Annotated in this window: 22 protein-coding genes and 2 tRNA genes; 3 read left to right on the forward strand and 21 right to left on the reverse strand. The window is 37.8% G+C overall.

The features are described 5' to 3' along the window. The 7 genes from H5R88_RS09610 to yycF form a co-directional block, all read right to left on the reverse strand. On the reverse strand, window positions 1-203 hold a 203-nt coding region (locus H5R88_RS09610; protein WP_220477592.1), incomplete at its 3' end, for a hypothetical protein. Between the two features lie 186 nt (window positions 204-389). Further along, entirely contained in the window at window positions 390-1670 is a 1281-nt protein-coding gene (locus H5R88_RS08360) for a S1C family serine protease (protein ID WP_182600778.1), read from the reverse strand. Window positions 1671-1773: 103 nt separating this feature from the next. Then, window positions 1774-2580, reverse strand: coding sequence for an MBL fold metallo-hydrolase (locus tag H5R88_RS08365; protein ID WP_182578811.1), 807 nt, complete (start codon window positions 2578-2580; stop codon window positions 1774-1776). A 17-nt stretch (window positions 2581-2597) separates the two neighbouring features. Next, window positions 2598-3440 carry a two-component system regulatory protein YycI gene (locus H5R88_RS08370; protein WP_182578810.1) on the reverse strand — a complete coding sequence of 281 codons (843 nt, stop codon included), beginning with the start codon at window positions 3438-3440 and terminating at the stop codon, window positions 2598-2600. Window positions 3441-3452: 12 nt separating this feature from the next. Continuing rightward, the gene (locus H5R88_RS08375; RefSeq protein ID WP_182578809.1) at window positions 3453-4748 is read right to left on the reverse strand and encodes a YycH family regulatory protein; all 1296 of its coding nucleotides are present in this window, start codon (window positions 4746-4748) and stop codon (window positions 3453-3455) included. Further along, window positions 4726-6591, reverse strand: a complete 1866-nt coding sequence (gene walK, locus H5R88_RS08380; RefSeq protein WP_182578808.1) for a cell wall metabolism sensor histidine kinase WalK — start codon at window positions 6589-6591, stop codon at window positions 4726-4728. The genes H5R88_RS08375 and walK overlap by 23 nt, the downstream gene beginning before the upstream one ends. Before the next feature lie 13 nt (window positions 6592-6604). Next, entirely contained in the window at window positions 6605-7312 is a 708-nt protein-coding gene (gene yycF, locus H5R88_RS08385) for a response regulator YycF (protein WP_011953351.1), read from the reverse strand. 173 nt (window positions 7313-7485) lie between these two features. On the opposite strand from yycF, the gene H5R88_RS08390 reads away from it, so the two are divergent. Further along, window positions 7486-7558: transfer RNA gene (locus H5R88_RS08390), tRNA-Lys, on the forward strand. A 93-nt stretch (window positions 7559-7651) separates the two neighbouring features. Here H5R88_RS08390 and H5R88_RS08395 read toward each other — a convergent pair. Next, a complete protein-coding gene (locus H5R88_RS08395; protein ID WP_182600779.1) occupies window positions 7652-9373 on the reverse strand; it encodes an ABC transporter ATP-binding protein in 1722 nt (573 codons plus the stop codon). Window positions 9374-9459: 86 nt separating this feature from the next. Next, entirely contained in the window at window positions 9460-9894 is a 435-nt protein-coding gene (locus H5R88_RS08400; RefSeq protein ID WP_182578805.1) for a MarR family winged helix-turn-helix transcriptional regulator, read from the reverse strand. Between the two features lie 149 nt (window positions 9895-10043). Between H5R88_RS08400 and H5R88_RS08405 the strand changes: the two genes are divergently transcribed. Next, a tRNA-Lys gene (locus H5R88_RS08405) sits at window positions 10044-10116 on the forward strand. A gap of 275 nt (window positions 10117-10391) precedes the next feature. On the opposite strand, the gene H5R88_RS08410 is transcribed toward H5R88_RS08405, so the two are convergent. Then, the gene (locus tag H5R88_RS08410; protein ID WP_182578804.1) at window positions 10392-11408 is read right to left on the reverse strand and encodes an alpha/beta hydrolase; all 1017 of its coding nucleotides are present in this window, start codon (window positions 11406-11408) and stop codon (window positions 10392-10394) included. 93 nt (window positions 11409-11501) lie between these two features. Between H5R88_RS08410 and H5R88_RS08415 the strand changes: the two genes are divergently transcribed. Beyond that, window positions 11502-11951 carry a MerR family transcriptional regulator gene (locus H5R88_RS08415; RefSeq protein WP_182578803.1) on the forward strand — a complete coding sequence of 150 codons (450 nt, stop codon included), beginning with the start codon at window positions 11502-11504 and terminating at the stop codon, window positions 11949-11951. A gap of 680 nt (window positions 11952-12631) precedes the next feature. Here H5R88_RS08415 and H5R88_RS08420 read toward each other — a convergent pair. From H5R88_RS08420 to gyrB, 11 genes are all read right to left on the reverse strand, one after another. Next, complete coding sequence (locus H5R88_RS08420) at window positions 12632-13516, reverse strand: PPK2 family polyphosphate kinase (protein WP_182600780.1); 885 nt, start codon at window positions 13514-13516, stop codon at window positions 12632-12634. A 96-nt stretch (window positions 13517-13612) separates the two neighbouring features. Then, entirely contained in the window at window positions 13613-13939 is a 327-nt protein-coding gene (locus H5R88_RS08425) for a hypothetical protein (RefSeq protein WP_182578801.1), read from the reverse strand. 12 nt (window positions 13940-13951) lie between these two features. Then, on the reverse strand, window positions 13952-15151 hold the full coding sequence (locus H5R88_RS08430) for an MDR family MFS transporter (protein ID WP_182578800.1): 1200 nt from the start codon (window positions 15149-15151) through the stop codon (window positions 13952-13954). A 120-nt stretch (window positions 15152-15271) separates the two neighbouring features. Continuing rightward, window positions 15272-16660, reverse strand: coding sequence for a replicative DNA helicase (gene dnaB, locus H5R88_RS08435; RefSeq protein ID WP_182578799.1), 1389 nt, complete (start codon window positions 16658-16660; stop codon window positions 15272-15274). Between the two features lie 33 nt (window positions 16661-16693). Continuing rightward, window positions 16694-17146, reverse strand: coding sequence for a 50S ribosomal protein L9 (gene rplI, locus H5R88_RS08440; RefSeq protein WP_019251853.1), 453 nt, complete (start codon window positions 17144-17146; stop codon window positions 16694-16696). A 5-nt stretch (window positions 17147-17151) separates the two neighbouring features. Continuing rightward, window positions 17152-19170 carry a DHH family phosphoesterase gene (locus tag H5R88_RS08445; RefSeq protein WP_182578798.1) on the reverse strand — a complete coding sequence of 673 codons (2019 nt, stop codon included), beginning with the start codon at window positions 19168-19170 and terminating at the stop codon, window positions 17152-17154. 214 nt (window positions 19171-19384) lie between these two features. Beyond that, the gene (gene rpsR, locus H5R88_RS08450) at window positions 19385-19621 is read right to left on the reverse strand and encodes a 30S ribosomal protein S18 (protein WP_003665240.1); all 237 of its coding nucleotides are present in this window, start codon (window positions 19619-19621) and stop codon (window positions 19385-19387) included. A gap of 33 nt (window positions 19622-19654) precedes the next feature. After that, window positions 19655-20218: a single-stranded DNA-binding protein gene (ssb, locus tag H5R88_RS08455; protein WP_182578797.1), complete on the reverse strand. Its 564-nt coding sequence runs from the start codon at window positions 20216-20218 to the stop codon at window positions 19655-19657. A gap of 37 nt (window positions 20219-20255) precedes the next feature. Continuing rightward, complete coding sequence (rpsF, locus tag H5R88_RS08460; RefSeq protein WP_003665235.1) at window positions 20256-20552, reverse strand: 30S ribosomal protein S6; 297 nt, start codon at window positions 20550-20552, stop codon at window positions 20256-20258. A gap of 201 nt (window positions 20553-20753) precedes the next feature. After that, window positions 20754-23258, reverse strand: a complete 2505-nt coding sequence (gene gyrA / locus H5R88_RS08465) for a DNA gyrase subunit A (protein ID WP_182578796.1) — start codon at window positions 23256-23258, stop codon at window positions 20754-20756. 42 nt (window positions 23259-23300) lie between these two features. Next, window positions 23301-25220 carry a DNA topoisomerase (ATP-hydrolyzing) subunit B gene (gyrB, locus tag H5R88_RS08470; RefSeq protein ID WP_220477600.1) on the reverse strand — a complete coding sequence of 640 codons (1920 nt, stop codon included), beginning with the start codon at window positions 25218-25220 and terminating at the stop codon, window positions 23301-23303. Window positions 25221-25222: the final 2 nt, after the last annotated feature.

Raw genomic sequence — 25222 nt, forward strand, 5'->3', positions numbered from 1 at the left:
TAATAAGCTGGATGATTTTCTTCAGGTTGATAGTCAGTTGCCATAGCCAAACTAAGTTGATTAATGTTATAATTGTTCTGCATTATTATGTATATCCTTTCGAGGGTATTGAAGGCATCGAGGGTCAGTCGATGCCTTTTTCTTTTTTCAACATATCTATATTTTAAAGGAAAACGGAGCTGAATGAAATCCGAAGATTTCATCCAACTCCGTTTATTATTAGGGACTTATGTCACAGCCCCAAGATGGTCGGCTGATTTTCGTTCAGACTTAGCCGTAAGCAACAACAGGCCTCCAATGTTCGGTTTTACCGAGCGTTGGAGGCCTGTTGTACTGCGCTATTTGTCTTTTATGAAGGGAACCTGACTTATGTCCCCCCTTTTTAGCGATTAATTACTACTTTGTTGTGAGTCATCAGTTGACGTTGTATCAGCGCTCTTTGTTAAATGAAGGGTTGCTGTATGCTGTTGACCATCACGGTAGTAAGTAATGTTAGCAGTTTGCCCAACCTTATATTTATACAATGCCGCCTTTAATGAACCTGTATCTGTAACTCGAGTATCACCAAGTTTTGTGATGACATCATACTTTTTCAACCCAGCCGTATCAGCAACTGAGCCACTATTCACATCCATAATTACGACACCCTTGCTTACGCTTGTTGGCAATTTTAAGACTGATTGCTGTTGATCAGAAGTAACATTACTAAGATCTACCATACTAATTCCGAGTGATGGGCGGGTTATTTTACCATTCTTAATTAACTGGTTAATAATTGTCACAACTTCATTACTTGGGATAGCAAATCCAATTCCTTCAACTGAAGATCCCTGGGTATCGGAAGCAAGCTTCATTGAGTTAATTCCGATAACTTGACCAGCCATGTTAATTAATGGACCACCTGAATTACCAGAGTTAATAGCAGCGTCCGTTTGGATAACCGATGTCAAAGTTCCATCAGTGCCAGCTTTTAACGTCCGATCTTTAGCAGAAATAATCCCCTTCGTTACAGTATTAGCATATTCACTTCCCATTGGTGAACCGATTGCCAGAACATCTTGACCCGGAACAATCGAATTAGAGTTACCAAAAGATGCAACTGTTTTAACATTTCTAGCATTGATCTTCAAGACAGCTAAGTCGGTTGCAGAATCCGCCCCAACTAAATCAGCATTAACTTTCTTACCATTGCTTAAAATTACCTGAAGTGCGTTTGAACCTTTAACAACGTGGTTATTAGTTACAACATAAGCCGAATTTCCACTCTTCTTGTAAATAACTCCTGATCCTTCACTAGCTGTTTCTAATTTATTATCGCTAGAAGAATCACTGCTGCTGCTTCCGTTACTACTGTTGCCATAACCAAAAATCCCTAGCGTCCCACTTGATTGCTGAACTTTTTGTTTATTAATAACACTAACAACGGCTCCTTGAACGGACTTATAAGCTTGGGATGCCTCTCCGTTTAAGTCTGCCTTATTCTTATTAACCTTTGTACCACCAGACTTATTAGATCCAGCTGGAACTCGTGTACTTGTTACTTCTTCATGGTGTTGTACCAGGTTATTAATTCCTAAGGCGATCCCACCACCAATAAGACCAGCAAATAGGCCGACAATAATTACGCCTAGCCACAACCGATTTTTAAAAGCTTGTTTTATCTTATTCATCAATTAAACCCTCCACTAAGTTAAAGAATCACTATCTTCAAATTACAATTTAAATATGAAAAATCATTGAATAAAGTCGATAAAAACCGTGATATCTCTTTTATTATAACGTCATTAGCTTGCTTGGTTCTTCTGGTTCAGCATCTTGCAATTTAAAATCATGGTCAACGCCAAAGTCATGCTGCTCCATCAAGCTTGCAACTGTTAAGTGCGCTAATGATCGCATATTATTATGTTGACTACGGTGACCGAGGAAAATTTCTTTGGTTCGCCGACCAACAATACTCATTAATGCTTCAGCGCCTTCTTCGTTTGAAAGGTGTCCCTCATCCCCTAAGATCCGTTGCTTTAATGGCCAGGAATAAGGACCCATTCGCAACATCTCCGTATCATGATTACATTCCATTACATATGCATCCGCATTTCGAATAGTTCCCGCAACTCGATCAGAAACATAACCAGTATCAGTAATAATACAGAAGGTCTTATTATTGTGGTGAACTTGGTAAAATTGTGGTTGCGCCGCGTCATGGGATACCGCAAAACTTTCAATATCCATGTCTCCCAAGTCCTTAACAGTATTTGGTGCGATAATATGCTTTTGTGCTAATGGGACTTTACCAACTTTATTAGCCATTGCCTGCCAGGTACCTTCATTGGCATAAACATCCATCCCATAACGGCGTGCCAATACCCCAACACCATGCGTATGATCACTGTGTTCATGCGTTACAAAAATTGCATCGACATCCTTTAATGATCGATCAATCTTTTTCATTAAATTTTCAATCCGCTTCCCACTTAAACCAGCATCAATTAAGATCCGGTGGTTGCGCGTTTCCAAATAAGTTACATTCCCGGTACTCCCGCTCGCAAGTACACTATAACGTAATGGATCCGTTTCTGTCACTTAAAGTTCCTCCTCAATTACTTATTATTTAACGAGTTTGTATTTACACTATCTGGTGTTTCCTTCATAACTGTGCTATTAAAGGCGTTAACTTGTAATTGTTGAATTGCTCCTGAGTTTTTAGTTTTAATTTCAACGGTCCATGTTGGAACATAGACTGCTTTATCGTCAGTGGTGGTGTTAAGCAACTTAGAATAACTTAATACCGACCACCTAATGCGGGAGTTATTAGGAATCTGATTATGTTTATACAACCAAGTAATAGCTCGGCGTTGGCTAATCGTATTTGACCGTTGCCGGAGAATTTCAACATCTTGTAAGTAAGTCTGCGTATAACCTGTTATCTCATGGTCAGAATTTATCCGAAACCGAATTTGTCCATCAGTTGAAAATAGTGGCTTTCCTTCTAGCATTTGCGTATAAACAAGGGTATTTTTATCAGATAATTCCTTGTTATAGCGATAATGATTTCCCAAGCTTACCATTTTTTTATTTTTAAGCAGACGGCTAGCGTGCTGAATATCATTAGCTTCAGTCGTTTTAATTGGCTTATCAAATTCACTGGTCAATGTTCCTGAAGAAAGGCGAAAATTTTGATTACGTAATTTTCCAGTTTCCTGCTCTAAAACTCCACCATCAGATGATTTTTTCCCCGCAATATAATATCCTGTTTGCTGCTTATTAGAAAGATTACCATAACTAATCGAATCATTGCGCATCTCTTTTAGCACCGTTGATTGCCGGTTCTGCTGACCATTAGAGACTGTAAATTTGGTTTCTAAGATTAATGAGCTGCCAACAAAGATATCAAAAAGCAAAAAGGCAAGGATAAAGATCCATTGAATACGTTTAAAATTCATTCTTTAACCCTCCTACTTTTCTAACTCGGTATATTCGACCCAATGACCGCGATACTTAATGAAGTATGTGGGCACTAACTTTACGACACGATTATCGTTATTATTTTTCCAAACATACCCGACCCGTAAGTCCTTTATATCTCGCATCCGGTTTGTTGCGTGTAATTGATTAATCACATCGGTACTTGATGGGAGCTTAACCATCTGGTGATCGATTGGTAATGGCACTTGCAGGCTATAAAGGCTCAACCAGAATCGTTCATTCCCACCACTTGTAGATTCAAGCGTTACTTCTCCATAACCATTGCTATTGAAAATTGGAAAGCTATTAACATATGCACGGTAGTTTAAACGCCGGCCATGTTCACTCACCTCATCGTAACGTAAATTATCAAGCGGGATCCCAATTGCCGTCAACTTATTATAGAAGTGCGGGAAAATCTGGCCTGTTGATTCCCGATCATCCTTACTAAGATAATTTTCGTACTTAATAGTCCCATCTTGGTGATTAAAAATCAGCCGCCGATTGGTTCCATCTGTATAAGTAGTCTCGTGATCATTCCGATTCGCAGTAATTGTTGTGTGTTGGTTAGTGCTCATTAGGCTAGCACTAAGAGTATCAATATTTTGCGCCGTGATTTGGTATCCCAATGCTGGTAATTCAAAAGACCGCGGATACATCATTACTGCCACCCCGTTAATAATTTTATGGTCAACTGGTATCTGCTCCATTGACTTTAAGAGCTGACGAATATGGTTAAATTTTCCTTGCTCTACCCGTACTCGGTACACACTATAATGATGGTCACCAAGCAAGTAAATTTCATGCTGCCCATTTAATGGGATAACAATATGGTTAATCTGATTAACCCGGTCAGTATCAATTGACTGTGAAAATGTTTCATTGAAGACCGAACTGGGGACCTCATCAGGATATGTCAGCATTAATGAGTTTCGCCGCCGTAAATAACTCAAGTAAACATCACTATTATTTTGTTTAACAACATTTGTCCGCCCTAATTTCCAATTCCCTAATTCTTTTTTTACACTCAAAATCAAGTTAGCTTTGGGGCTATATAATTGATTCTGAGTTCCTTTTTTATCTGTCTCAACCGCTTTAGTTGGGAGATAAACATCCCCCATTGATTGCGGAGTATATTGTTGGGATTGGTTATTATTGAGGCTTTCATGTCGTGCTCCCTCAAAAGGAAAGGGGTTGGTCCAAACAATCCATGAAATGAATAAACTAAGAAGCACAACAACCGTTAAGGCGATTGATTGCCAATTACTTTTCAGTTTCTTCATCATCCCAGTCTTCCTCCTCATACGGTACATACGGCAAGGAAATATAGAATGTGGAACCCTTGCCTTCTACACTATCAACCCAAATTTGTCCGCCAAGCATATTGATAACTTCCTTGGAAATAGCTAGTCCCAAACCGGTCCCACCTTGCTTTCGACTTCTTGCCTTATCAACTCGGAAGAATCGATCAAAAATTCGACCAAGATCTTTTCGAGGAATTCCTAGTCCTTGATCAGAAATACTTAAAATAACATGATTATGTGTCTCAAGTAAGCGTGTTGTAATCACCCCACCATCTGGAGAATATTTAATCGCATTATTCATAATGTTATCAATTACCTGGGTAAACTTATCGGTATCAATCTCAACCCATAAGTCTTTCTTAGTAAAGTATCGTTCAATGGTATATTTTTTCTTTTTGGGATCTTCTCCCTTTTTTATAATCATATCGAAACGATCCAAAATATAGTTGAATAATTCATTAATATTTACATATTCAAGATTAAGTTTAGTTGTTCCTGCATCCATCCGTGATAGACTTAACAGGTCATTGATCATCCGAATCATCCGGTCGGTTTCGTCCTGAACAACTCTTAAGAACTTGGGAGCTATTTTTTTATCCTGCCAAGCACCATCACTCAATGCTTCGACATAACTACGAACGCTTGTTAATGGTGTCCGCAACTCATGCGACACGTTTGAAACAAATTGCTTTCGTTCACGTTCTTCTTTTTGTTGACTCGTTACGTCATGGAGAACACAGACGAGTCCACTAACAAAACCGGATTCACGTTGAATTGGTGAAAAATAAGCGTTTAGGATTAGATTGTTGCCAGAATTTGACATATCAATTATCATCTCTCGCTGTTCACCATTTACTAGTTGACGAACAGTATATTCATGGCGAATATCCAAAACATCAATAATTGACTTACCAATTAAATCATCTTCATTTTCGACACCTAGTAATTGTAACGCCATGTTATTTACAATTGTTACATTCCCCCGTCGGTCTGTGGCTAAAACCCCATCGGACATATGGGATAAAATACTATCAAGTCGCCGTCGCTCAGAATCACTCGACTCCTGCGCTTCTTCAACCCGGACAGAAAGATTATTAATTGCTCCTGCTAATTGTCCTAACTCGTCGTTTCCTAATACTTTTACTTGGCCCGAGTAAACTCCCCGTGCAATTCGTAGTGTTTGTTTCCTCATTTCTTCAATCGGTCGGGTAATTTCCTGGGAAATAATAATTGCCAAGATTAAACTAAGGACAATCGTAATCATTGCCGCGGAGAGGTATACCAAAGTAATATTATTAATATTAGAGTAAACACTTTCCAAACTAGCCCGCAGATAAACAGCTCCCACCACGTTATTATTACTATTATCAACGAGGGGAATAACATTTACATAGTAGCGTGTGTGATTTGAATTGTCGTATAAATTTTCTGTATGCGACCGATTATTTAGCAGGGTGGCTTTAATAGCCTGGTCAGTCGTTTTTTGCCCGATTGCACTCCGATTATCAGCATTACTTGTTCCCCGCACAATACTCTTATTATCAACTACCCGAATTTCAGAAATATTATTATTATTAACTTCTGAAAGAATCTGGTTAATCTGTTTGTTAGCCTTTTTAGTATTAGATCGTGATAACTGCTCTGCTAAAGAATTATCAACGTAAGACGGTAATTCAATGGTTTGTTTAAAAGTATTAAGATTTTGATGCTCTAATTGACGCACAAAAACCGCTCCAACACATTCAAGTGTTAACATTAAAATTAACACGAACACAAGAGCGATTTTAAAACGAATCGATTGATAAAATTTTAACTTGCTGTTCACAATGGTTCAGCCTCTAATTCTGATCAGGATTTGCTAGGTAATAACCAACACCACGTCTGGTAATTAGCCATTGTGGATGGCTAGGGTTATCTTCAATTTTTTCACGAAGCCGCCGCACAGTAACATCAACTGTCCGTACATCACCAAAATAGTCATAACCCCAAACAGTCTGAAGAAGGTGTTCACGGTTAATAACTTGTCCAATATGTTGAGCGAGGTAATGGAGAAGCTCAAATTCACGGTGCGTTAAATTAATATTTTCGCCCCGCTTAGTTACCGTGTAGGCCTCAGGATGAATCGTAAGGTCACCAATTTGAATGTCAGTATTATTTTCTTCTTCTGCCGGTGCCTTAAGAGTTGCTTGACGCCGTAAATTAGCCTTTACTCGTGCCACTAGTTCCCGGTTAGAGAATGGTTTGGTAACATAGTCATCAGCCCCAAGTTCAAGTCCTAACACTTTATCTAGTTCAGAATCTTTAGCGGTTACCATAATAATCGGCATTGTATGCTTAGCACGAACCCGCTTGGCTACTTCCAGTCCATCGATCTTCGGCAGCATTAGGTCGAGAATAATTAAATCAGGATTTTCTGCTTCAACTTGTTCTAACGCTGCTTCGCCATCATAGGCTACGACAACTTCATATCCTTCTTTTTCAAGGTTAAATTTGATGATATCAGAAATTGGTTTTTCATCGTCAACAACTAAAATTTTCTTTGCCATATCAATGATTCCCTCCATTGGGTTAATTGATTAATTAATTTAAATCTGCTATATCAGTGCCTCTATTATAGCACAGGGAAAAGTCTCAGAAATATCTTCTAAAAACTTATAAAAAATATTTGACATTTAATAAAGAACGGGTTAAACTGTTTAAGTATTCTGTTAAAGGATATGGGCAGTTAGCTCAGCTGGCAGAGCAACGGACTCTTAATCCGTGGGTCCAGGGTTCGATCCCCTGACTGCCCATCAGAGGTTTACAGCGATTGAGATTTTATCTCAGTCGCTTTTTTGTACATAAAAGAAAGACTGCGGAAATTTTGGCTTTTCGCAGTCTTTCTTTTATTTAAATTGATCTTTTACATATTGTGCATATAGTGGTGTTGTCTTTAATAATTCTTGATGGGTTCCTGCGCCGGATACTGTTCCGTTTTCGATAAAGTAGATTTTATCCGCATCGACAATTGTGCTCAAGCGATGAGCAATTACGAGTGTTGTTCGTCCTTGCATTAAGTCCCCTAGTGCTTTTTGAACCATTGCCTCTGATTCAGCATCCAAGCTAGCAGTAGCTTCATCAAGCATTAAGATTTTGGGATCACGGAGAAAAGCTCGCGCAATTGCGATTCGTTGCCGTTGTCCCCCGGAAAGTTTAATCCCTCGTTCACCAATTTCAGTTTCTAACTGATCTTCCATTTCACTGACAAAACTATCTGCATAAGCCATTCTTAACGCGTCCCAAAGCTCCTCATCTGAAACTTCTCTTCGTAATCCATAAGTTAAATTATCACGAATAGTTCCTGGCATTACTGCAGCATCTTGACTTACGAGACCAATTTGTTCACGCCACTTAGCTAAGTCTATATTTTCAATATTTTCTTCACCGATCAAAATTTTCCCACCTGTTGGCTGATAGAATCGTTCAATCAACGAGAAAATTGTTGATTTTCCGCCTCCAGATGGACCTGCAAAGGCTACTACAGCATTTGGTTTAGTTTTAAAATTAATATCTCGTAAGACTGGCTTACCTTCTTCATATGCAAAATCGACATTCTCAAATCTCAATGGCGCACTTGTAATATCTTTTTCTGCTTTATCAGTAATAAATTCTTCCGGTTCGGTTAAGATTTGTTGAATACGTTCCGTGGCCCCACTAGTTTTAGCCATATTGTTAAAGAGCTGACTAATTATAACCACGGGACTAATAATTTGAAAAAGATACATTAAAAACGAGACTAAAGCGCCCATCGTCATTGCATTATTCATAACACGAATTGCTCCGTAGCCAAGAATTCCCAGAAACATTATCATCATCAGCATGTTTGTAATTGGTTGCGTTACAGAATTTATCAATGCTTCTTTTCTACCGACATGATATAAATTGTCAATACGATGATTTCCCTTTGCTAGTTCATGTTCTTCACCGTTGGAAGACTTAACCAATCGTACTTCGCCTAATACATCAGTTGAATCACTGGAAAATTTTGCTAATTCATCTTGCCGGACACGTCCAATTTTACGCGACTGATTCATCACCGGTAACATAACTAAAATTACTAAAGGAACCGCTACAAACATCAATAATGTCATGCGCCAATCCATTGCTAGCATAATAACCAATGCTCCCACGAATTGTAACAGTGATGTCATTGCATTTGGTAATGTTGAAGCAAGTAAATCCTTTACTTGTGACGTATCATTAACTAATCGTGAACTGATTTCACCTGTTTTAACATCATCAAAATATTTTACGGGCATTTTAAGTAATTTTTGCCATAATTGTTTCCGTAATTTAGCAACAACATTTTCACCAAAGATCCCTAATAACAACCCAGACAATGCACTTGTAATTAATCCAGCAATAAAAATTACAACTGTCAAAATGGCCAAAGTTGGACTAATACTCTTGAAATTATTAATTAACTTCTGCGCTAATTGGGGTACGAATAGATTGGCCCCTGTGGAAATAAAGCCCAGCAAAATCCCCGTAAAAAGTTTAATATAATGCGGATGCAATTGATTTATTAAACTAAAGAAACTTCGAAAACTAAATTTATTTCTGCTCAAAGTATAACCCTCCTAACAGTTAAGTATCTAACTTTAATGATGATTAACATTTAAACACATAGGTACCTAACTGTCAAGTGACTAACTTATTTTTTGAGACTATCATTAATATTAGTCATTCCATTAATTATTGTATTAATATCTTCTTCATCGAGACGGGCAATAATCTGCAAATAAGCTTTATCAAATATTTCTCTCACCTTATTAGTCTTTTCTATCCCTTTTTTAGTGAGAAAAATACGCTTAATTCGTGCTGACTCTTGATCTGACTTGCGGATAATATAGCCATCTCGTTCAAGATTTTTTACCATACTTGTAACACTGGCATTCCGCAAATGAAAATGGTCACCTAATTCTCGTTGAATAAGCCCCGCATGCTTTTCGATATAAAAAAGCGTATGCGCTTGCTGTGGAGTTATGTCTAATTCTGGGGCAAATTCAGTATAAAAATGCTTCATGTTAATCATATAGTTACGCAATAAACGGTTCATTTGCTCAAATTTTTCTTTTTTTAATCCCATGAAATTACTCCTAGTTTTTATTTTATTGTTAATTATAACAGTTAGATATCTAATCAAAATATTAATTTGGAAATTTATTAAATAAATTCAAAAAAACACTTGCGAAAGTGATCGGAAGTTGATATTATAATTTATGTTGTCAAAGACATGGGCAGTTAGCTCAGCTGGCAGAGCAACGGACTCTTAATCCGTGGGTCCAGGGTTCGATCCCCTGACTGCCCATCATGTAAAAAAAGACCACCGCTTAAGCGGGTGGTCTTTTTTTATTATAAAATTTTAATTACATGCTGTTTAGGACGCTTAGAAATAATTTTAATTGCGCCAAGTACTTCTAATTCTTCAATAGCTGACTTAGTCTTTGTCATGGGATAACGACGATCACTCTTCTTTAGAGTTTCAATAATATCATTATCTTTAATTCCTAAATCTAACTGATTTTCTGTTCTACATTAGCAATTTACTTCTTTACTCACAAGTACATCTTTAAAACACGTAAATCATTTCAAATTGGTTCTGAAGAAATTATCAAAGGCATCAAAAGGAATTTTATTAACTTGATCATATAAGTCAACGTGAGTAGCATTAGGCACTATTACTAATTCCTTTGGATCTTTAAGACGGTTATATGCTTCTTCCGCCATATAACGAGAATGTGCTTTTTCACCAGTTACAATTAATTTTGGTGCATCAATAGTTTCAATTTTTTGTTGAAGTGGAAAATTGTAGTAACCCATTGGTGTTGTTGCATCCCAGGCACCATTTGAATTAATAGAGCGAGGATGAAAAGCGCGTTTAACATAATACTTAAAGAATTCAGTTGTTACGGGATCAGCATTTACTGGAAGCGTATCACCAAACATCTTTTTCCAATAAATTGGCTTATTATTTTGGTCAAAGTCTAACTCATGAGGACCAGGAACATAGCCATTTTCAGCTTCTTGCCAACGTATTTTAGCTAAGTAATCTTTTTCTAATTTTCGTTGTTCTTCAGTTTTACTATTATTAAGGCCTTTCCACATTGAGTCAGACATATCATACATTACACTTGTAGCAACCGCCTTAATGCGAACGTCAACAGCTGCAGCAGTTAAAACATGAGAACCCAATCCGCAGATTCCAATTGCTCCGATACGTTCACGGTTGATAAATGGTTGCACTCCTAAATAATCAACTGCTGCAGAATAATCTTCAACAAAAATATCAGAAGAAGCCATATTACGAACATTACCACTACTTTCACCAGTCATTGACTGATCAAAGGCTAATGTAACAAAGCCTTTTTCAGCTAGTGTTTGAGCATATAAACCACTTACTTGTTCCTTAACGGCACCAAAAGGTCCTGAAATTGCAATTGCAGCATATTGTTTTTCTGTGGTAAAGTCCTCTGGTAAATAAAGATGTCCAGCAATGGTAAAACCATAACGATTACCAAAACGTACATTTTGAACTTGAATTTTAGGATTAATATTAAATACTCTACTATCATTAGCAAGACTTGTATTGTTAAATTTCATTGAAATTTCCTTTCTTTGATTAAATTAATTAAATTAATAAGTATATAATAGGACTTAAAGTTAACTTTAGGTCAAGAAAAAAGGAAAAATTTTATGGAGAAAAATAGCTATACTATTGGTGAAGTTGCAAAAATGTTTAATCTTTCAGTATCAACTTTAAGATACTATGATCAAGAAGGCTTAATCCCAAATTTGAATAAAGACGCGTCAGGCCATCGAAAATTTAATAGTGAAAACATTGATGCCATAGAAATTATTGAATGTTTAAAAGAGGTGAATATGCCTTTAAAAGATATTAAGCTCTTTATAAAGTGGAATTTGGAAGGTGATATAACCCTATCAAATCGTTTAAGTTTGTTTATTAATCTTGATAAGACATTGAAGAAGAGGCTAGAGAGATTAGAAGAAATTTCACGTATTGTCGATTATAAAAAAGAATATTATAGTCAAGCAGTACGAGATGGAACTGAAAAATTTGTAAGTAAAAATAAGGTTTCTTTACTTGAAATAAAAAATGATCGTCGTATCCCTAAAGAGAAGTGATTTAATTCTAAAAATTATCATTTCTTTTTAATCACTATTTTTACTACAGCTTAAAGTCAATACTGTTGATGAGAGTGAAGAATAATTTAGAAAAGGCATTAAGATGTGTTAAAAAAATTATGTTTAAATACGTATATATTTGATAACCAACTTTGTCTTTACTCAAAATATCTAATAATACTGTGCCTTAATCTAGTGGCTATTCCAGTCCCAATGATATTATTACTAAAAGTGAAAATTCAGTAACTTTGGGTACAACTTTTGAAATATTCGAAAATTGTTTAAAAGATGTCAAAATGTTGATCAAGAAAGCTTATGAATTGGGTTATAAACGCATTGTTTTAGCAGGACATAGCTTCGGTTCTAACAAGGTATTATTACAAAAATCATCCTAATATTATTGGAATTATCTTTGCATCTCCACCTGACATGCAAGGACTTACACAAATGTATGAACCAAATTACGACTTATTATTGAAAGAAACTGAAAAAAATCAGAGAAGGACAGCCGAGAAAACTACCTTCCATTTAGTTCAGCAACCTTTCAAAATTTCTACAAATCTGGTAGTAATGTTGATAATTTCCCGATTACTTTTGTTTCGTGCATTCGCTCTGCTCACGCACTCAACTAGGTCTAAAGACATTAATAAAAAGGACGTCATTCGAGCGTCCTTTTTTATCTAGGCATCTTCTGCCATTAATTCTTTTCTTGCCTGAAGTAAACTCATTTCTTTTTCTGGTGAAACCTCGGGATAAGCTAATGGCAAACTATTAATCTTCTTTGTCAAAATATCAGATACAATTAAACGTGAATACCACTTATCATCAGCCGGGATAACATACCATGGATTTTCCTTTGTAGCAGTAGCATTAATTGCCTTCTCATATGCCTTTTGGTAATCGTCCCAATATTGACGTTCGCGAATATCAGCTGCAGAGAACTTCCAATTCTTTTCTGGGGTATCAATCCGCGCTAAGAATCGCTTCTTCTGTTCTTCTTTTGATACATGGAGGAAGAATTTTACAATTAAGTAACCATTCCGCGTTAGATAACTTTCATACTGGCGAATATCTTCATAGCGACTATCAAAGAATTTGTTATTAACATCATGAACAGACTCAATTCCTGGAATATTAGCTTGTAAAATTAAAGCAGGGTGAACACGTGAAACAAGAACATCTTCATAATAGGATCGATTGAAAACACCAATATCACCACGCATTGGCAATTCACGATTTATTCGCCAGAGATAATCATGACGTAATTCGCGTCCAGTTGGTTGTTTAAAGTTAGCAACCTTAAACCCAACTGGATTTACACCTGCAAAGATATGCGAAATCATACTATCTTTTCCTGCCGCATCCATTGCTTGAAATACTACTAAAACACCATAATGACGCCGTGCATACATCATCTTTTGCGCATTCTTGATTGACTTTACATTTCTCTTGATCTTCTTTTTTATCTTCTTAAGATCATCAGCAGAATCTTTTACCTTAGTTGGTGCCTTCTTAATATCAAAGTCTTTTCCAGTGTAACGATATTTCTTGGTTTTCATCAACATTCACCTCATTGCTTTTAATTTGATTTCAACTACCATCATAGCAAATCTCTCAGGTTTTGGTTATAAAAACGAATTTAAAAAAGAACCATGAACATTCTAGTCCACAGTTCCATTATTTATAATATTCTTTTCTGTTGGCTGGTATTTACTATGTTTCAATTTACTAATTCGATGCTCTTGACCATCATTAACAATAAATTCATCAATAGCACCACAATGCTCACAAACTACCACAATTTGGTACCGTTGCGAGTCATCATTATTCGTATCCATCCAATTTCTTTCTGCAATTACTAACGGCTGTTCACAGCACTGATAACAAGATATTCCTAGTTCACATTCTTCCCTAAAAGGGTCCCCTGTCTTTCCTACCATTCCGTAACGGTCTTCACCATGAACATTATCAAAATTATTGTAAAACATCTAATCCCTTCTTTAATATTCAACTGCTTTTGCCCGCTTGACCTTAATAACAAAGACTACTATTAGTTCCATTACAAAAATTGAAATCGCACAAATAATAAAGAGGATATGATAGGAGGTCGCTTCAATCATCAATCCACCAAATAGCGGACCGATTGCTTTTCCCAAAGAAGAAAATGCGTTTAAAATCCCCTGATACTTTCCTTTAACGGCAACCGGTGAAAGGCTGTTTACAATGGCAGGCATTGTTGGCAAAGCTGTGGCCTCACCAATTGTCAAAACTACCATTGCCGCAACAAACCAACTATATGAGTGGGCGTAAAGTAATAAAACAAAGGAAAAACCAATTGTAAACATTCCAACTAATACTTGCATATATGGGCGATTAACCCACCGATTAAGCCAAGTAATCCCCAGTTGAAAGATAACAATCAAGATCCCGTTTAAGGTCCAAAGCAAACTATATTTCGTCATTGAAATTCCTTGATCAGTCATGAAAACCGATAAGTTACTTGCCCATTGTTCATACATTGTCCAAATTACAACTAAGGCAATGAAGAAAATCCAGTTAATCCATAAGTTAGCTTGGGGCAACTTAATATTAATTGGCTTAGTCTCTTTATCTTCCTCATCTTCAGCCTTTGCAGCTGTTTGTTGACTATCTTTAAAGAAAAAGATAACGACAAGGGAGAACATTGTATATAAGATTGTGGTAATTAAAAACATTGGAGAAACATTACCATCCGCATACTGATAAAGTGGACCGACAATAGTAGTTCCAATCACCATTCCCAAGTTATTGGCAAAATACAACATATTAAAGACATAACGCCCATCTCGTCCTGAACGGGTCGCAAAAGAATTAACCATTGTAATGATCCAACCGTTAAAGAACCCAATGACCGTTAAAAGAATTCCATATATCGGCCAGCCATTGAAAAAAATCATAATAGCCATTACGATGGTCGCTAGCAGTGTCCCGCCAATCATTAATTTCCGCGGGTTAGCTCGGTCAAATAGCATTCCGCTAATATAACTTCCGACAACATTTGCTCCCGAATAAAAGAGCAAAACGATTCCCGAAACAGTTAATGACTCATGCAACTGATCGTGAATATAAATTGTTGTTAATGGCCAAACAAAACTATTCCCAATACTTCCGAGAAACATTCCAAATAACAGCCATTTTAATTCTACGCCTTGACGGTTCATTATTTACGCCTCCTCAATTATTACCATCCCGTTTATTTTTGTAAAAACATTTTTAATGTCTTAAGCGCACTAAAAGGGCTACCTCAGTTTTACTGAAATGCCCTCTCAAAAATTTAGTTTTTAATTATTATCTTCAGGAATATAAGAAATCGAAGTAAATTTATTATAAGATTTTGCAAATAATAATTTAACTGTCCCACGCGGACCACTACGATTCTTTTCGATGATGACTTCAACTTCACTTGCATTGGATCCATCGTCATCTTGATTATTTCCCTGGTTATTATCATCTGAATCTTCATCGTGCTCATAATAGTCATCACGATAAAGGAAACTAACAATATCCGCATCCTGTTCAATCGATCCTGATTCACGAATATCAGATAAAACAGGGCGCTTATCTTGTCGTTGTTCAACTCCCCGAGACAACTGTGACAGGGCAATAACCGGAACCTCTAATTCCTTTGCCAGCTTCTTTAGTTGTCGAGAAATTTCTGAAACTTCTTGTTGTCGGTTATCAGGATTACTTCCTTCAATCAATTGAAGGTAATCAATTACGATCAATCCTAAGTTACCTTTTTCCTTTGCTAATCGTCGACAACGTGCCCGAATTTCCGCTACCTTGATTCCCGGTGTATCGTCAATATAGATACTAGCATTACTTAAGGCTCCAGTGGCAATAAATAAACTTTGCCATTCATCTTGAGTAAGCTGTCCTGTCCGTAAATGGTTAGCATTAATGTTCCCTTCAGCACAGAGCATCCGGTTTGCTAAAGACTCCGCACCCATTTCAAGACTGAAAATTGCAACTGTATTATCAGTTCTAGTGGCAACGTTTTGGGCAATATTCAACACAAAGGCGGTCTTTCCAACAGCAGGCCGTGCAGCAATAATCACCAACTCGTCTTTATGAAGGCCAGTCGTCATCTCATCTAATTGGGCATACCCAGTTGAAAGCCCCGTAATCTCCGAATCCTGACTAGATAGCTCGCTAACATGATTAATTGACTCTTGTAAAACGTCACTAATACTCTTAAAACCAGTTTGACGACTGTTTTCCGAAACTGACATAATTTCTTGCTCAGCCCGGTCAAGTTGATCTTCAATTTTGTCATTTCCGGCATAGCTATCATTGATAATCTTAGTTGCAGTATTGATCAACCGCCGTGAAATCGCCTTATCATGAACAATTTTAGAATAATAGACAACGTTAGCAGCAGTCGGAACTGCCGTTGCAAGTTCTGCAATATAAGCAACTCCACCAACATTTTCCGTTTGATTATCCTGATCAAGAACGTTTTTCATCGTTAACGGATCGATTGGCTGGTCCTCATTATTTAATTGGACCATCTTTTCAAAAATGATTTGGTGAGCCTTTCGATAAAAATCTTGTGGCTCAAGATATTCCATCGCATCGGCCAACGCGTTTTTACTTAAAAAAGCAGCTCCAAGAACTGCTTTTTCTGCTTCAATATCGCGTGGCTCTTCTTGCACTGGTGCATTATCCATGACGATACCGCTCCTTAAATCTATTCACCCTCATTACTTTTCAGCAATGTGAACACGAATTTGAGCTTCTACTTCTGGATGAAGCTTAATTGGCACATTAACGTAGCCAAGCGCCTTAATTGGGGCTGCTAGCTCAATCTTTCGCTTATCAATTTTAAGGTTAAATTGCTTTTGTAAAGCAGTTGCAATTTGTTTTGTTGAAATTGAACCAAACATCCGACCATCTGTACCGGCTTTTCCGCTTAATTCAACAACTGTATTATCATCTTCAAGAATCTTCTTCATTCGCTTGGCATCAGCTAATTCTTCAGCAGCATGTTTTTCTTCAGCACGTTGTTGGCCCTTCAATTGGCTCATCGCTGCCTTAGTTGCTTGTTTTGCTAATCCACGCTTAATTAAGTAGTTTTGGGCATAGCCATCTGGCACTTCCTTAATTTGACCACGTTGACCACGTCCCCGTACATCTTGTGTAAAAATAACTTTCATTATGATCACTCCTCTATATCGTCCTGCTCTTTATCAGGTTTAGTTAGAATGTCGATTAACTCTTGCTTAACCTGAGTAATATCTTTATCACTGATTTGTGTAGCAGCATTTGCAAGGTGACCGCCACCACCCATTTTTTCCATGATTACCTGGACGTTAACGTTTCCCATTGAGCGTGCTGAAATCCCAATCTTATTATCAGCACGTTCAAAAATTACAAATGAAGCTTCAATCCCACTCATTTGGAGCAACATATCAGCAGCCTGGGCAGCAGTAACAGGATCATAAACCTGTCCTTCTTCGCCCGTACATAATGCTATTTTATCATTTATTTCAGCTCTTGAAATCAAATGATTACGCATCATGAAAGTTTCTGGATTTTCTTTCATAAATGATTGAATCATCAAACCATCAGCACCGGCAGATCGCAAGTAACTAGCTGCATCAAAAGTTCGTGTACCTGCACTCTTGGTAAATGACTTTGTATCAACCTGAATCCCAGTTAGCATTGCCGTTGCTTCAAGCTTGTTAAGCCCTTTTCCTTCACGTGGTTGATATTCAAACATTTCTGTAATTAACTCACAAGTTGATGAAGCATATGGTTCGATATAAACAAGTAATGGATTTTCAGGAAATTCCTCGCCACGACGGTGGTGGTCAATGATAACAAGTCTGTTTTGCATTTTATCATATAATTCAGGGGCAATGGTAATTCCCCGCTTAGCATGATCAACCAGCACTAACAAACTGTTATTCGTTGCTTTTTCTAAAGCTTCGGCCGGTGAGATAATATGATCCTTAATCGTTTGGTAATTATCAATCTCACGCATCAACCGTTGAATATCAGAATGTGGATGTTCGTCATCAATCACAATCCAGCATTCCTTACCATTCATTTCTGCAATCCGTCGAATCCCTAAACAGGCACCAATTGAATCCATATCTGGATTGATATGTCCCATTACGAATAATTGATCTGATTGCGTCATTAATTCTTGCAATGCTTGACTAATCATCCGTGCTCGTACCCGGGTCCGCTTCTCCATTGGATTGGTTTTACCACCATAGAAACGGGCCTCCTGATCTTGAGCACGAACAACAACTTGGTCTCCACCACGACCTAATGCAAGGTCAAGGTTATTTTGCGCTATATCGGCCAGCTTTATCAAATCATTTTCGCCATAAGCAATTCCGACACTAAGAGTAACCGGAGAATTTTGTTTAGATGTATTTTCGCGAATAACATCAAGAATCTTAAATTTTTGCTTTTCAAGTTCTTTTAACGAAGCTTGATGTCCAATAATCAAGTAGTTATCATCATCAATAATCTTCATCAACAAGTGGTTAGCAACTGCCCAATCACTTATTTGTGAAGTTACGTAATTATGAAGATTAGAAACATCGGAATCATTCATCCCTTGAATCAGCTCATCATAATTATCTAGGTAGATATTACCAATAAAGATTTGTTCATCCTTATATTGCGCACTAATCTGCTCATATTTTGTAATATCTAATAAATATACTACCTGTCCGTGATGCTGAACCAAAAATTCAAATTGGTGATCACGCCAGGTTACTACTTGGGTTTGCTTATCATCCGCATGATCTTTTATTAATTCCGCTAATTTTTCATCAACATCTGCAATCGGCTTCCCTACAACAATTTCAAGATTAAAATAACGCGCCATATAGGGATTAATCCATTCAACTTCATGGCGCTTATTTAACATAATCATTCCCATGGGCATTTCTAGCAATGCTTCTTGTTGCCCACGTTGGACCTTATACGTTAATTCATTTAAATATTCATGAGCATCGACTACTAATTTCCTTAACCGCCGAATGCTAATAGCTCCACCAATAACTGCGATTACTAAAATAATTAGTCCAATAATCCAGTTATCCATAAACCCTAAAATAAGCCCAATAATTGTTAAAAGCACTATATAGCAGATATTCCAGCGGACGGCTGGGTGTTTAAGATAACCTTCCCAGTTCTCGCGACTGAAAATTTTTCGCATGCTAGTCCTCCTAAAATAGCTTTAAATTATTAATCGGATAAATCTATCATATCACATCAAATACTTAGTCAATAGATTATATCATCTAATGATTATTAATACATAAGAATATTAATATAGCAGTCGAATAATTATCGAGAAGGGAACAAAAATTTAAAATAATAAAGAGGCTGAGTAAACCTCGGCCTCTTTATTATTTTTATTCTTGCGGAAACTAATCTTCTGCAACAAATGGCAAAAGACCCATAATCCGTGCACGCTTGATAGCGATAGTTAACTTACGTTGGTTCTTAGCACTAGTACCAGTAACCCGACGTGGTAAGATCTTACCACGTTCAGAAATGAACCGACGTAATAAATCAGTGTCTTTGTAATCGATGTATTCGATATGGTTTGCGGCGATGAAGTCGACCTTACGACGACGACGTCCGCCCCGACGTTGTTGTGCCATGAAATTACCCTCCTATTCTGAGTAAAAATTTATTTAGAATGGTAATTCGTCATCAGCTAAATCAATGGATTGACCACCATCATCACTGCTTCCAGGGAACTGGTTGCCAGCATTTTGATTGGGATCGAAACCATTATCCATACTTGGTGACGGATTACTTTGAGGAGCATTATTTCCAGGTTGTGGTTGACTACCATATTGTGGAGCCTGAGCACCAAATGATTGTTGGTTACTATTAAATGGTTGTTGAGCCGTTGATTGGTTCATTCCACCATTTTGACGAGGCTCTAACAATGCAAAGTTATCGACAACAACTTCGGTAACATATACACGGTTACCCTGTTGGTTTTCATAATTCCGGGTTTGAATACGCCCTTCAATGCCAACAAGTGAACCCTTGTGCGTAAAGTTACTAAAGTTTTCAGCGGATTTACGCCAAATAACGCAATTGATAAAGTCAGCATCACGATCACCATTTTGGTTTCGGAATTGCCGATCAACAGCTAACGTAAATGAAACAACTGCCGTCCCGCTGGTTGTGTACCGCAACTCGGGATCTCTTGTTAAACGCCCAGTTAAGACTGCACGATTAAGCATAGATCTTTCTCCTCTCTTTACTTTATTGACAAATTAATTAAGCATCAAGCTTAACAATCATGTGACGTAGGATATCATCACTGAACTTAGCTAAACGATCAAATTCGTTTAAAGCTTGATCTGAATCAGTAGTTAAGTTTACCACGTGGTAAGTACCTTCAGTGTACTTAGCAATTGGGTAAGCAAAACGACGAGTTGACCAATCCTTTGAGTCAGCGATAGTTGCACCATTGTCCGCTAAGATCTTGTCGAATCGGTCTACCAATTCGCTCTTTGCAGATTCTTCAATATCAGGACGAATGATGTAAGTAATTTCATATTTGCGTGTTTCCATGAATGTTACACCTCCTTATGGACTCTGGCTCTTCTCGCTATTTGAGAAGAACAAGGAAAGTAGACGTCATTACGTATACTCACAGACATAAAATATAGCATAAAATTCTATTTAAAACAAGGAGCATCTAACAAGAAATCCTAAATGTTGCGGTCACTATAATTATATATACGTAAAATATCTACCTTTTCACTTTATTTTTTAATTTTCTGTTGGTTGACTTTCTTCTTGTGATGGATTATTAGTTACTTTTTCAGTCTCCTCATCTACCTCTTTATCAACCTTTGCAATCGTAGCAACACGGGCGTCGTTATCCATCTTAATTAAGTGAACACCAACAGCTGACCGACCAGTTTGCGATACACTTTCAATACCAAAACGAATAATTACTCCTTGATCGGTAACCAGCATGATATCTTCATCACCATTGACAGTTGTTAAACCAACTAACGAACCATTCTTCTCAGTAACGTTAACCGTCTTAACTCCTAGTCCGCCTCGTCCTTTGATTGGGTATTCCGAAGCAGCAGTTTGCTTTCCGAAACCATTTTCACTAATTACAAGAACATTGCTATTAGGGTTAAGAGGGGCAGCGCCGATTACGTAGTCTCCATCTCGTAAGCGAATTCCACGAACTCCGGCTGCGCTTCGTCCCATTGACCGAACAACTGATGATTTAAAGCTAAGGGCATACCCATTATGAGTACCAATAATCATCGGTTGCTCTTCACTAATAACTTCCACATCAATTAATTCATCATTTTCATGAAGATTAAGTGCCTTCAATCCATTGCTTCGAATATTCTTAAATTCTGTTACTGCTGTCCGTTTAACGGTGCCTAGCTTAGTAGTAAAGAAGAGATATTTATCATCATCGTTAGTTTCATGTGAAACATTGATAACAGCGCTAATCTTCTCTTTATTATTAATACCAAGAAGGTTAATAATTGGAATTCCTTGAGCAGTCCGTCCATATTCAGGAACTTCATATCCCTTCATGGAGTATACCTTTCCTGAATTAGTAAAGAAGAGCAGCATATCATGAGTTGAGCTAGAAATTAGTTGTTCAATAAAGTCATCTTTATGAACTCCCATTCCCTTAACCCCACGGCCTCCACGATGCTGAGATTTAAATTCATCAACTGGAAGACGTTTAATGTATCCATTGTGGGTTAATGCAACGATAATATCTTCTTCTTCAATTAGGTCTTCATCTTCAATATTAGTAATATCACCAACTTGAAGCTCAGTCCGGCGTTCATCCCCAAAGCGTTTTTGAATTTCCATTAATTCATCATAAATGATTTGGTTAATCCGTTCGCGATGAGCAAGAATATCCTTATAATCGGCAATTGCTGCCATTAATTTTTGGTATTCATCCTCTATCTTTTCACGTTCGAGGCCAGTCAACCGAACTAATCGCATATCAAGAATAGCTTGTGCTTGCCGATCTGATAAACCATAATTATTCATCAACTCATTCTTCGCTACTTCACTTGTTTGTGAATTACGAATAATATTAATTATTTCATCAATATGGTCTAAAGCGATCCGCAATCCAGCAACAATATGCGCACGATTTTGGGCTTTCTTTAATTCAAATTCTGTCCGTCGACGTACAACTGATTCTTGGTGTTCAAGGTAATATTGCAAAATTTGCTTCAAACTTAAAATCTTCGGAGCACCGTTCACAATTGCCAGCATATTGAAATTAAATGTTGTTTGCATCAATGTCATCTTGTAAAGGTTATTCAAGATAACTTCTGCACTAGCATCCCGACGAACATCAATTACGATCCGCATTCCATCACGGTCAGTTTCGTCATTAACATCAGTAATACCATCAATATCTTTATTCCGTGCTAATTCAGCAATCCGTTCAATTAACTTTGCCTTATTAACCATGTAGGGAATTTCGTGGACAATGATCCGTTGCTTACCATTCTTTTGTTCTTCAATATCAACTTTTGCACGAACAGTAATAGTTCCCCGCCCGGTTTCATAAGCCTTCCGGATACCAGACTTACCCATTACTACTCCTCCAGTTGGAAAATCTGGACCCGGAATAGCCTTCATTAGGCCTTCCGTTGTAATATCTGGATTATTCATTAACATATGGATCCCGTTAATGACTTCCCCTAAATTATGGGTTGGGATATTGGTAGCCATTCCCACGGCAATCCCTGAAGCACCATTAACTAATAAATTAGGAAAACGGGCTGGTAACACATCTGGTTCTTTTTCCGTACCATCATAGTTATCATGGAAATTAACGGTATCTTTGTTGATGTCTCGAAGCATTTCAACCGCAATTTTGCTCATCTTTGCTTCGGTATAACGCATAGCGGCAGCTCCATCACCATCAACCGACCCAAAGTTACCGTGACCATCAACGAGCATGTAACGATAACTAAAGTCTTGAGCCATCCGCACAAGTCCTTCATAAATCGAAGAGTCCCCATGAGGGTGGAACTTACCCATTACATCCCCGACAATCCGGGCTGACTTCTTGTAAGGTTTGTCTGGCGTAACCCCTAATTCATTCATCCCATATAGAATCCGGCGTTGTACCGGTTTTAATCCATCACGGACGTCTGGAAGCGCACGTGAAACAATAACACTCATTGCATAATCCAAGAATGAGTTTTTCATCTGACTCGTAAGATTTACATCCGTGATCCGATTAGGCATATCATGTTCAGCCAATGTCGTTCCTCCTTTTTTGCGTCAGCAGTAAACAACGGTTAATTACAGGTCAAGATTTTCAACGAACCTAGCATTTTGCTCAATAAAGTCGCGTCGTGGTCCTACCTTGGTTCCCATTAGCATTGGAAAAATCTTATCAGCCTGTTCTGCATCATCTAATTGTACTCGTAATAGGTGCCGATTCTCAGGGTCCATTGTCGTTTCCCATAATTGCTCAGCATCCATTTCACCTAACCCCTTATAACGTTGAATAACTGGCTTAGGACTTGGTTGCAGTGAGCTTACTACCTGTTCTAGTTCTTCATCAGAGTCAATGTATTTTACAAATTTACCTTGCCGAACTTGATATAGCGGCGGTTGGGCGATATAAACATATCCATGCGTAATCATTGGCTTCATAAAGCGGTAGAACAAAGTTAGAAGTAATGTCCGAATGTGAGCCCCATCGACATCCGCATCAGTCATGATAATTAATTTATGGTAATTAGCCTTTGTAATATCAAAGTCATCACCAAATCCTGTTCCAAGAGCAGTAAATAACGAACGAATTTCATCATTAGCTAAAACACGGTCAAGGGTTGCTTTTTCAACGTTCAAGATCTTTCCTCGAATTGGAAGGATGGCCTGGGTAAGCCGAGAACGCCCTTGCTTTGCTGATCCACCAGCGGAATCACCCTCGACGATAAACAATTCTGAAATTTCCGGATCCTTACTTGTATTATCAGCTAACTTACCTGGTAAATTACTAATTTCAAGACCACTCTTTTTGCGGGTAACTTCACGTGCACGCTTAGCCGCTACTCGTGCTTTGGAAGCAAGTTGGCCTTTTTCAATAATTTGCCGCGCTTCCTCTGGGTGTTCTAATAAGAACCGGTTAAATGTTGCCGCAAAGACATGATCTGTCGCTGTTCGTGCATCTGAGTTTCCTAACTTAGTCTTAGTCTGCCCTTCAAATTGCGGGTCAGGGTGCTTAATGGAGACAACGGCAGTTAAACCTTCACGCACATCATCCCCTGATAAGGTTTCATTAGACTTTAAGACACCAGCTTTATGACCATAGTCGTTAATAACTCGTGTAAGAGCCATCTTAAATCCGGTCTCATGAGTCCCACCTTCATAAGTATGAATATTGTTAGTAAAAGTTAGTAGGTTACTACGGTATGAATCTGTATATTGTAAAGAGACTTCAACGGTAATATCATTTTCCTTACCTTCTACGTAAATCGGTGGATCAAATAAAACGTTTTGGTCTTCATTGAGATATTCAACATAATGACGAATTCCGCCTTCATAATGGAATTCTTTACGTTCATGATCTTCTTGTCGTAAGTCTTCGATCGTAATCTTAAGTCCCTTGTTTAAGAAGGCTAACTCTCTTAGACGATCAGTTAAAGTTTTAATATTATAAGTCGTTGTTTCACGGAAAATTTCTGGATCTGGCTTAAAGTGAACAGTCGTACCATGCTCAGTTTCTGGAAGCCCTTCTTCAATTACCTTCATAGCAGACTTAACGTGACCATGATCAAAATCCATGTAGTAACGTTTACCTTGACGAGCAACTTTAACGTCCAATTCAGTGGATAAGGCATTTACAACAGATGCCCCCACCCCGTGAAGGCCCCCAGAAACCTTATATCCGCCGCCACCAAATTTTCCTCCAGCGTGCAGAACAGTAAAGACAGTTTCTAAGGCTGACTTTCCTGTTTCCTTTTGCGTATCAACAGGAATTCCACGACCATTATCCTTAACAGTAATACTGTTATCTGGATTAACTACAACATTAATTTCATCACAGAATCCTGCTAAGGCTTCGTCAATTCCATTATCGACAATTTCCCAAACAAGGTGATGAAGTCCTTGAGCTGAAGTGGAACCAATATACATTCCTGGACGCTTTCGAACTGCGTCTAATCCCTTTAAAACCTGAATTTGACTAGCATCATATTCGCTAGCCAATTCCATCT

The sequence above is a fragment of the Limosilactobacillus agrestis genome, from assembly GCF_014145585.1.
GTDB classification, from domain to species: Bacteria; Bacillota; Bacilli; order Lactobacillales; family Lactobacillaceae; genus Limosilactobacillus; species Limosilactobacillus agrestis.

Excerpts from the sequence above, each read along its gene's own strand:
- H5R88_RS08430 (WP_182578800.1), bottom strand. The coding sequence starts at position 15,151 with ATGAACCGTCAAGGCGTAGAATTAAAATGGCTGTTATTTGGAATGTTT.
- H5R88_RS08370 (WP_182578810.1), bottom strand. The coding sequence starts at position 3,440 with ATGAATTTTAAACGTATTCAATGGATCTTTATCCTTGCCTTTTTGCTT.
- H5R88_RS08375 (WP_182578809.1), bottom strand. The coding sequence starts at position 4,748 with ATGATGAAGAAACTGAAAAGTAATTGGCAATCAATCGCCTTAACGGTT.
- rpsF (WP_003665235.1), bottom strand. The coding sequence starts at position 20,552 with ATGGAAACACGCAAATATGAAATTACTTACATCATTCGTCCTGATATT.
- H5R88_RS08415 (WP_182578803.1), top strand. The coding sequence starts at position 11,502 with ATGGAGAAAAATAGCTATACTATTGGTGAAGTTGCAAAAATGTTTAAT.
- gyrB (WP_220477600.1), bottom strand. The coding sequence starts at position 25,220 with ATGGAATTGGCTAGCGAATATGATGCTAGTCAAATTCAGGTTTTAAAG.
- rplI (WP_019251853.1), bottom strand. The coding sequence starts at position 17,146 with ATGAAAGTTATTTTTACACAAGATGTACGGGGACGTGGTCAACGTGGT.
- H5R88_RS08420 (WP_182600780.1), bottom strand. The coding sequence starts at position 13,516 with ATGTTGATGAAAACCAAGAAATATCGTTACACTGGAAAAGACTTTGAT.
- H5R88_RS08445 (WP_182578798.1), bottom strand. The coding sequence starts at position 19,170 with ATGCGAAAAATTTTCAGTCGCGAGAACTGGGAAGGTTATCTTAAACAC.
- rpsR (WP_003665240.1), bottom strand. The coding sequence starts at position 19,621 with ATGGCACAACAACGTCGGGGCGGACGTCGTCGTCGTAAGGTCGACTTC.
- ssb (WP_182578797.1), bottom strand. The coding sequence starts at position 20,218 with ATGCTTAATCGTGCAGTCTTAACTGGGCGTTTAACAAGAGATCCCGAG.
- H5R88_RS08410 (WP_182578804.1), bottom strand. The coding sequence starts at position 11,408 with ATGAAATTTAACAATACAAGTCTTGCTAATGATAGTAGAGTATTTAAT.
- dnaB (WP_182578799.1), bottom strand. The coding sequence starts at position 16,660 with ATGGATAATGCACCAGTGCAAGAAGAGCCACGCGATATTGAAGCAGAA.
- H5R88_RS08400 (WP_182578805.1), bottom strand. The coding sequence starts at position 9,894 with ATGGGATTAAAAAAAGAAAAATTTGAGCAAATGAACCGTTTATTGCGT.
- H5R88_RS08360 (WP_182600778.1), bottom strand. The coding sequence starts at position 1,670 with ATGAATAAGATAAAACAAGCTTTTAAAAATCGGTTGTGGCTAGGCGTA.
- yycF (WP_011953351.1), bottom strand. The coding sequence starts at position 7,312 with ATGGCAAAGAAAATTTTAGTTGTTGACGATGAAAAACCAATTTCTGAT.
- H5R88_RS08425 (WP_182578801.1), bottom strand. The coding sequence starts at position 13,939 with ATGTTTTACAATAATTTTGATAATGTTCATGGTGAAGACCGTTACGGA.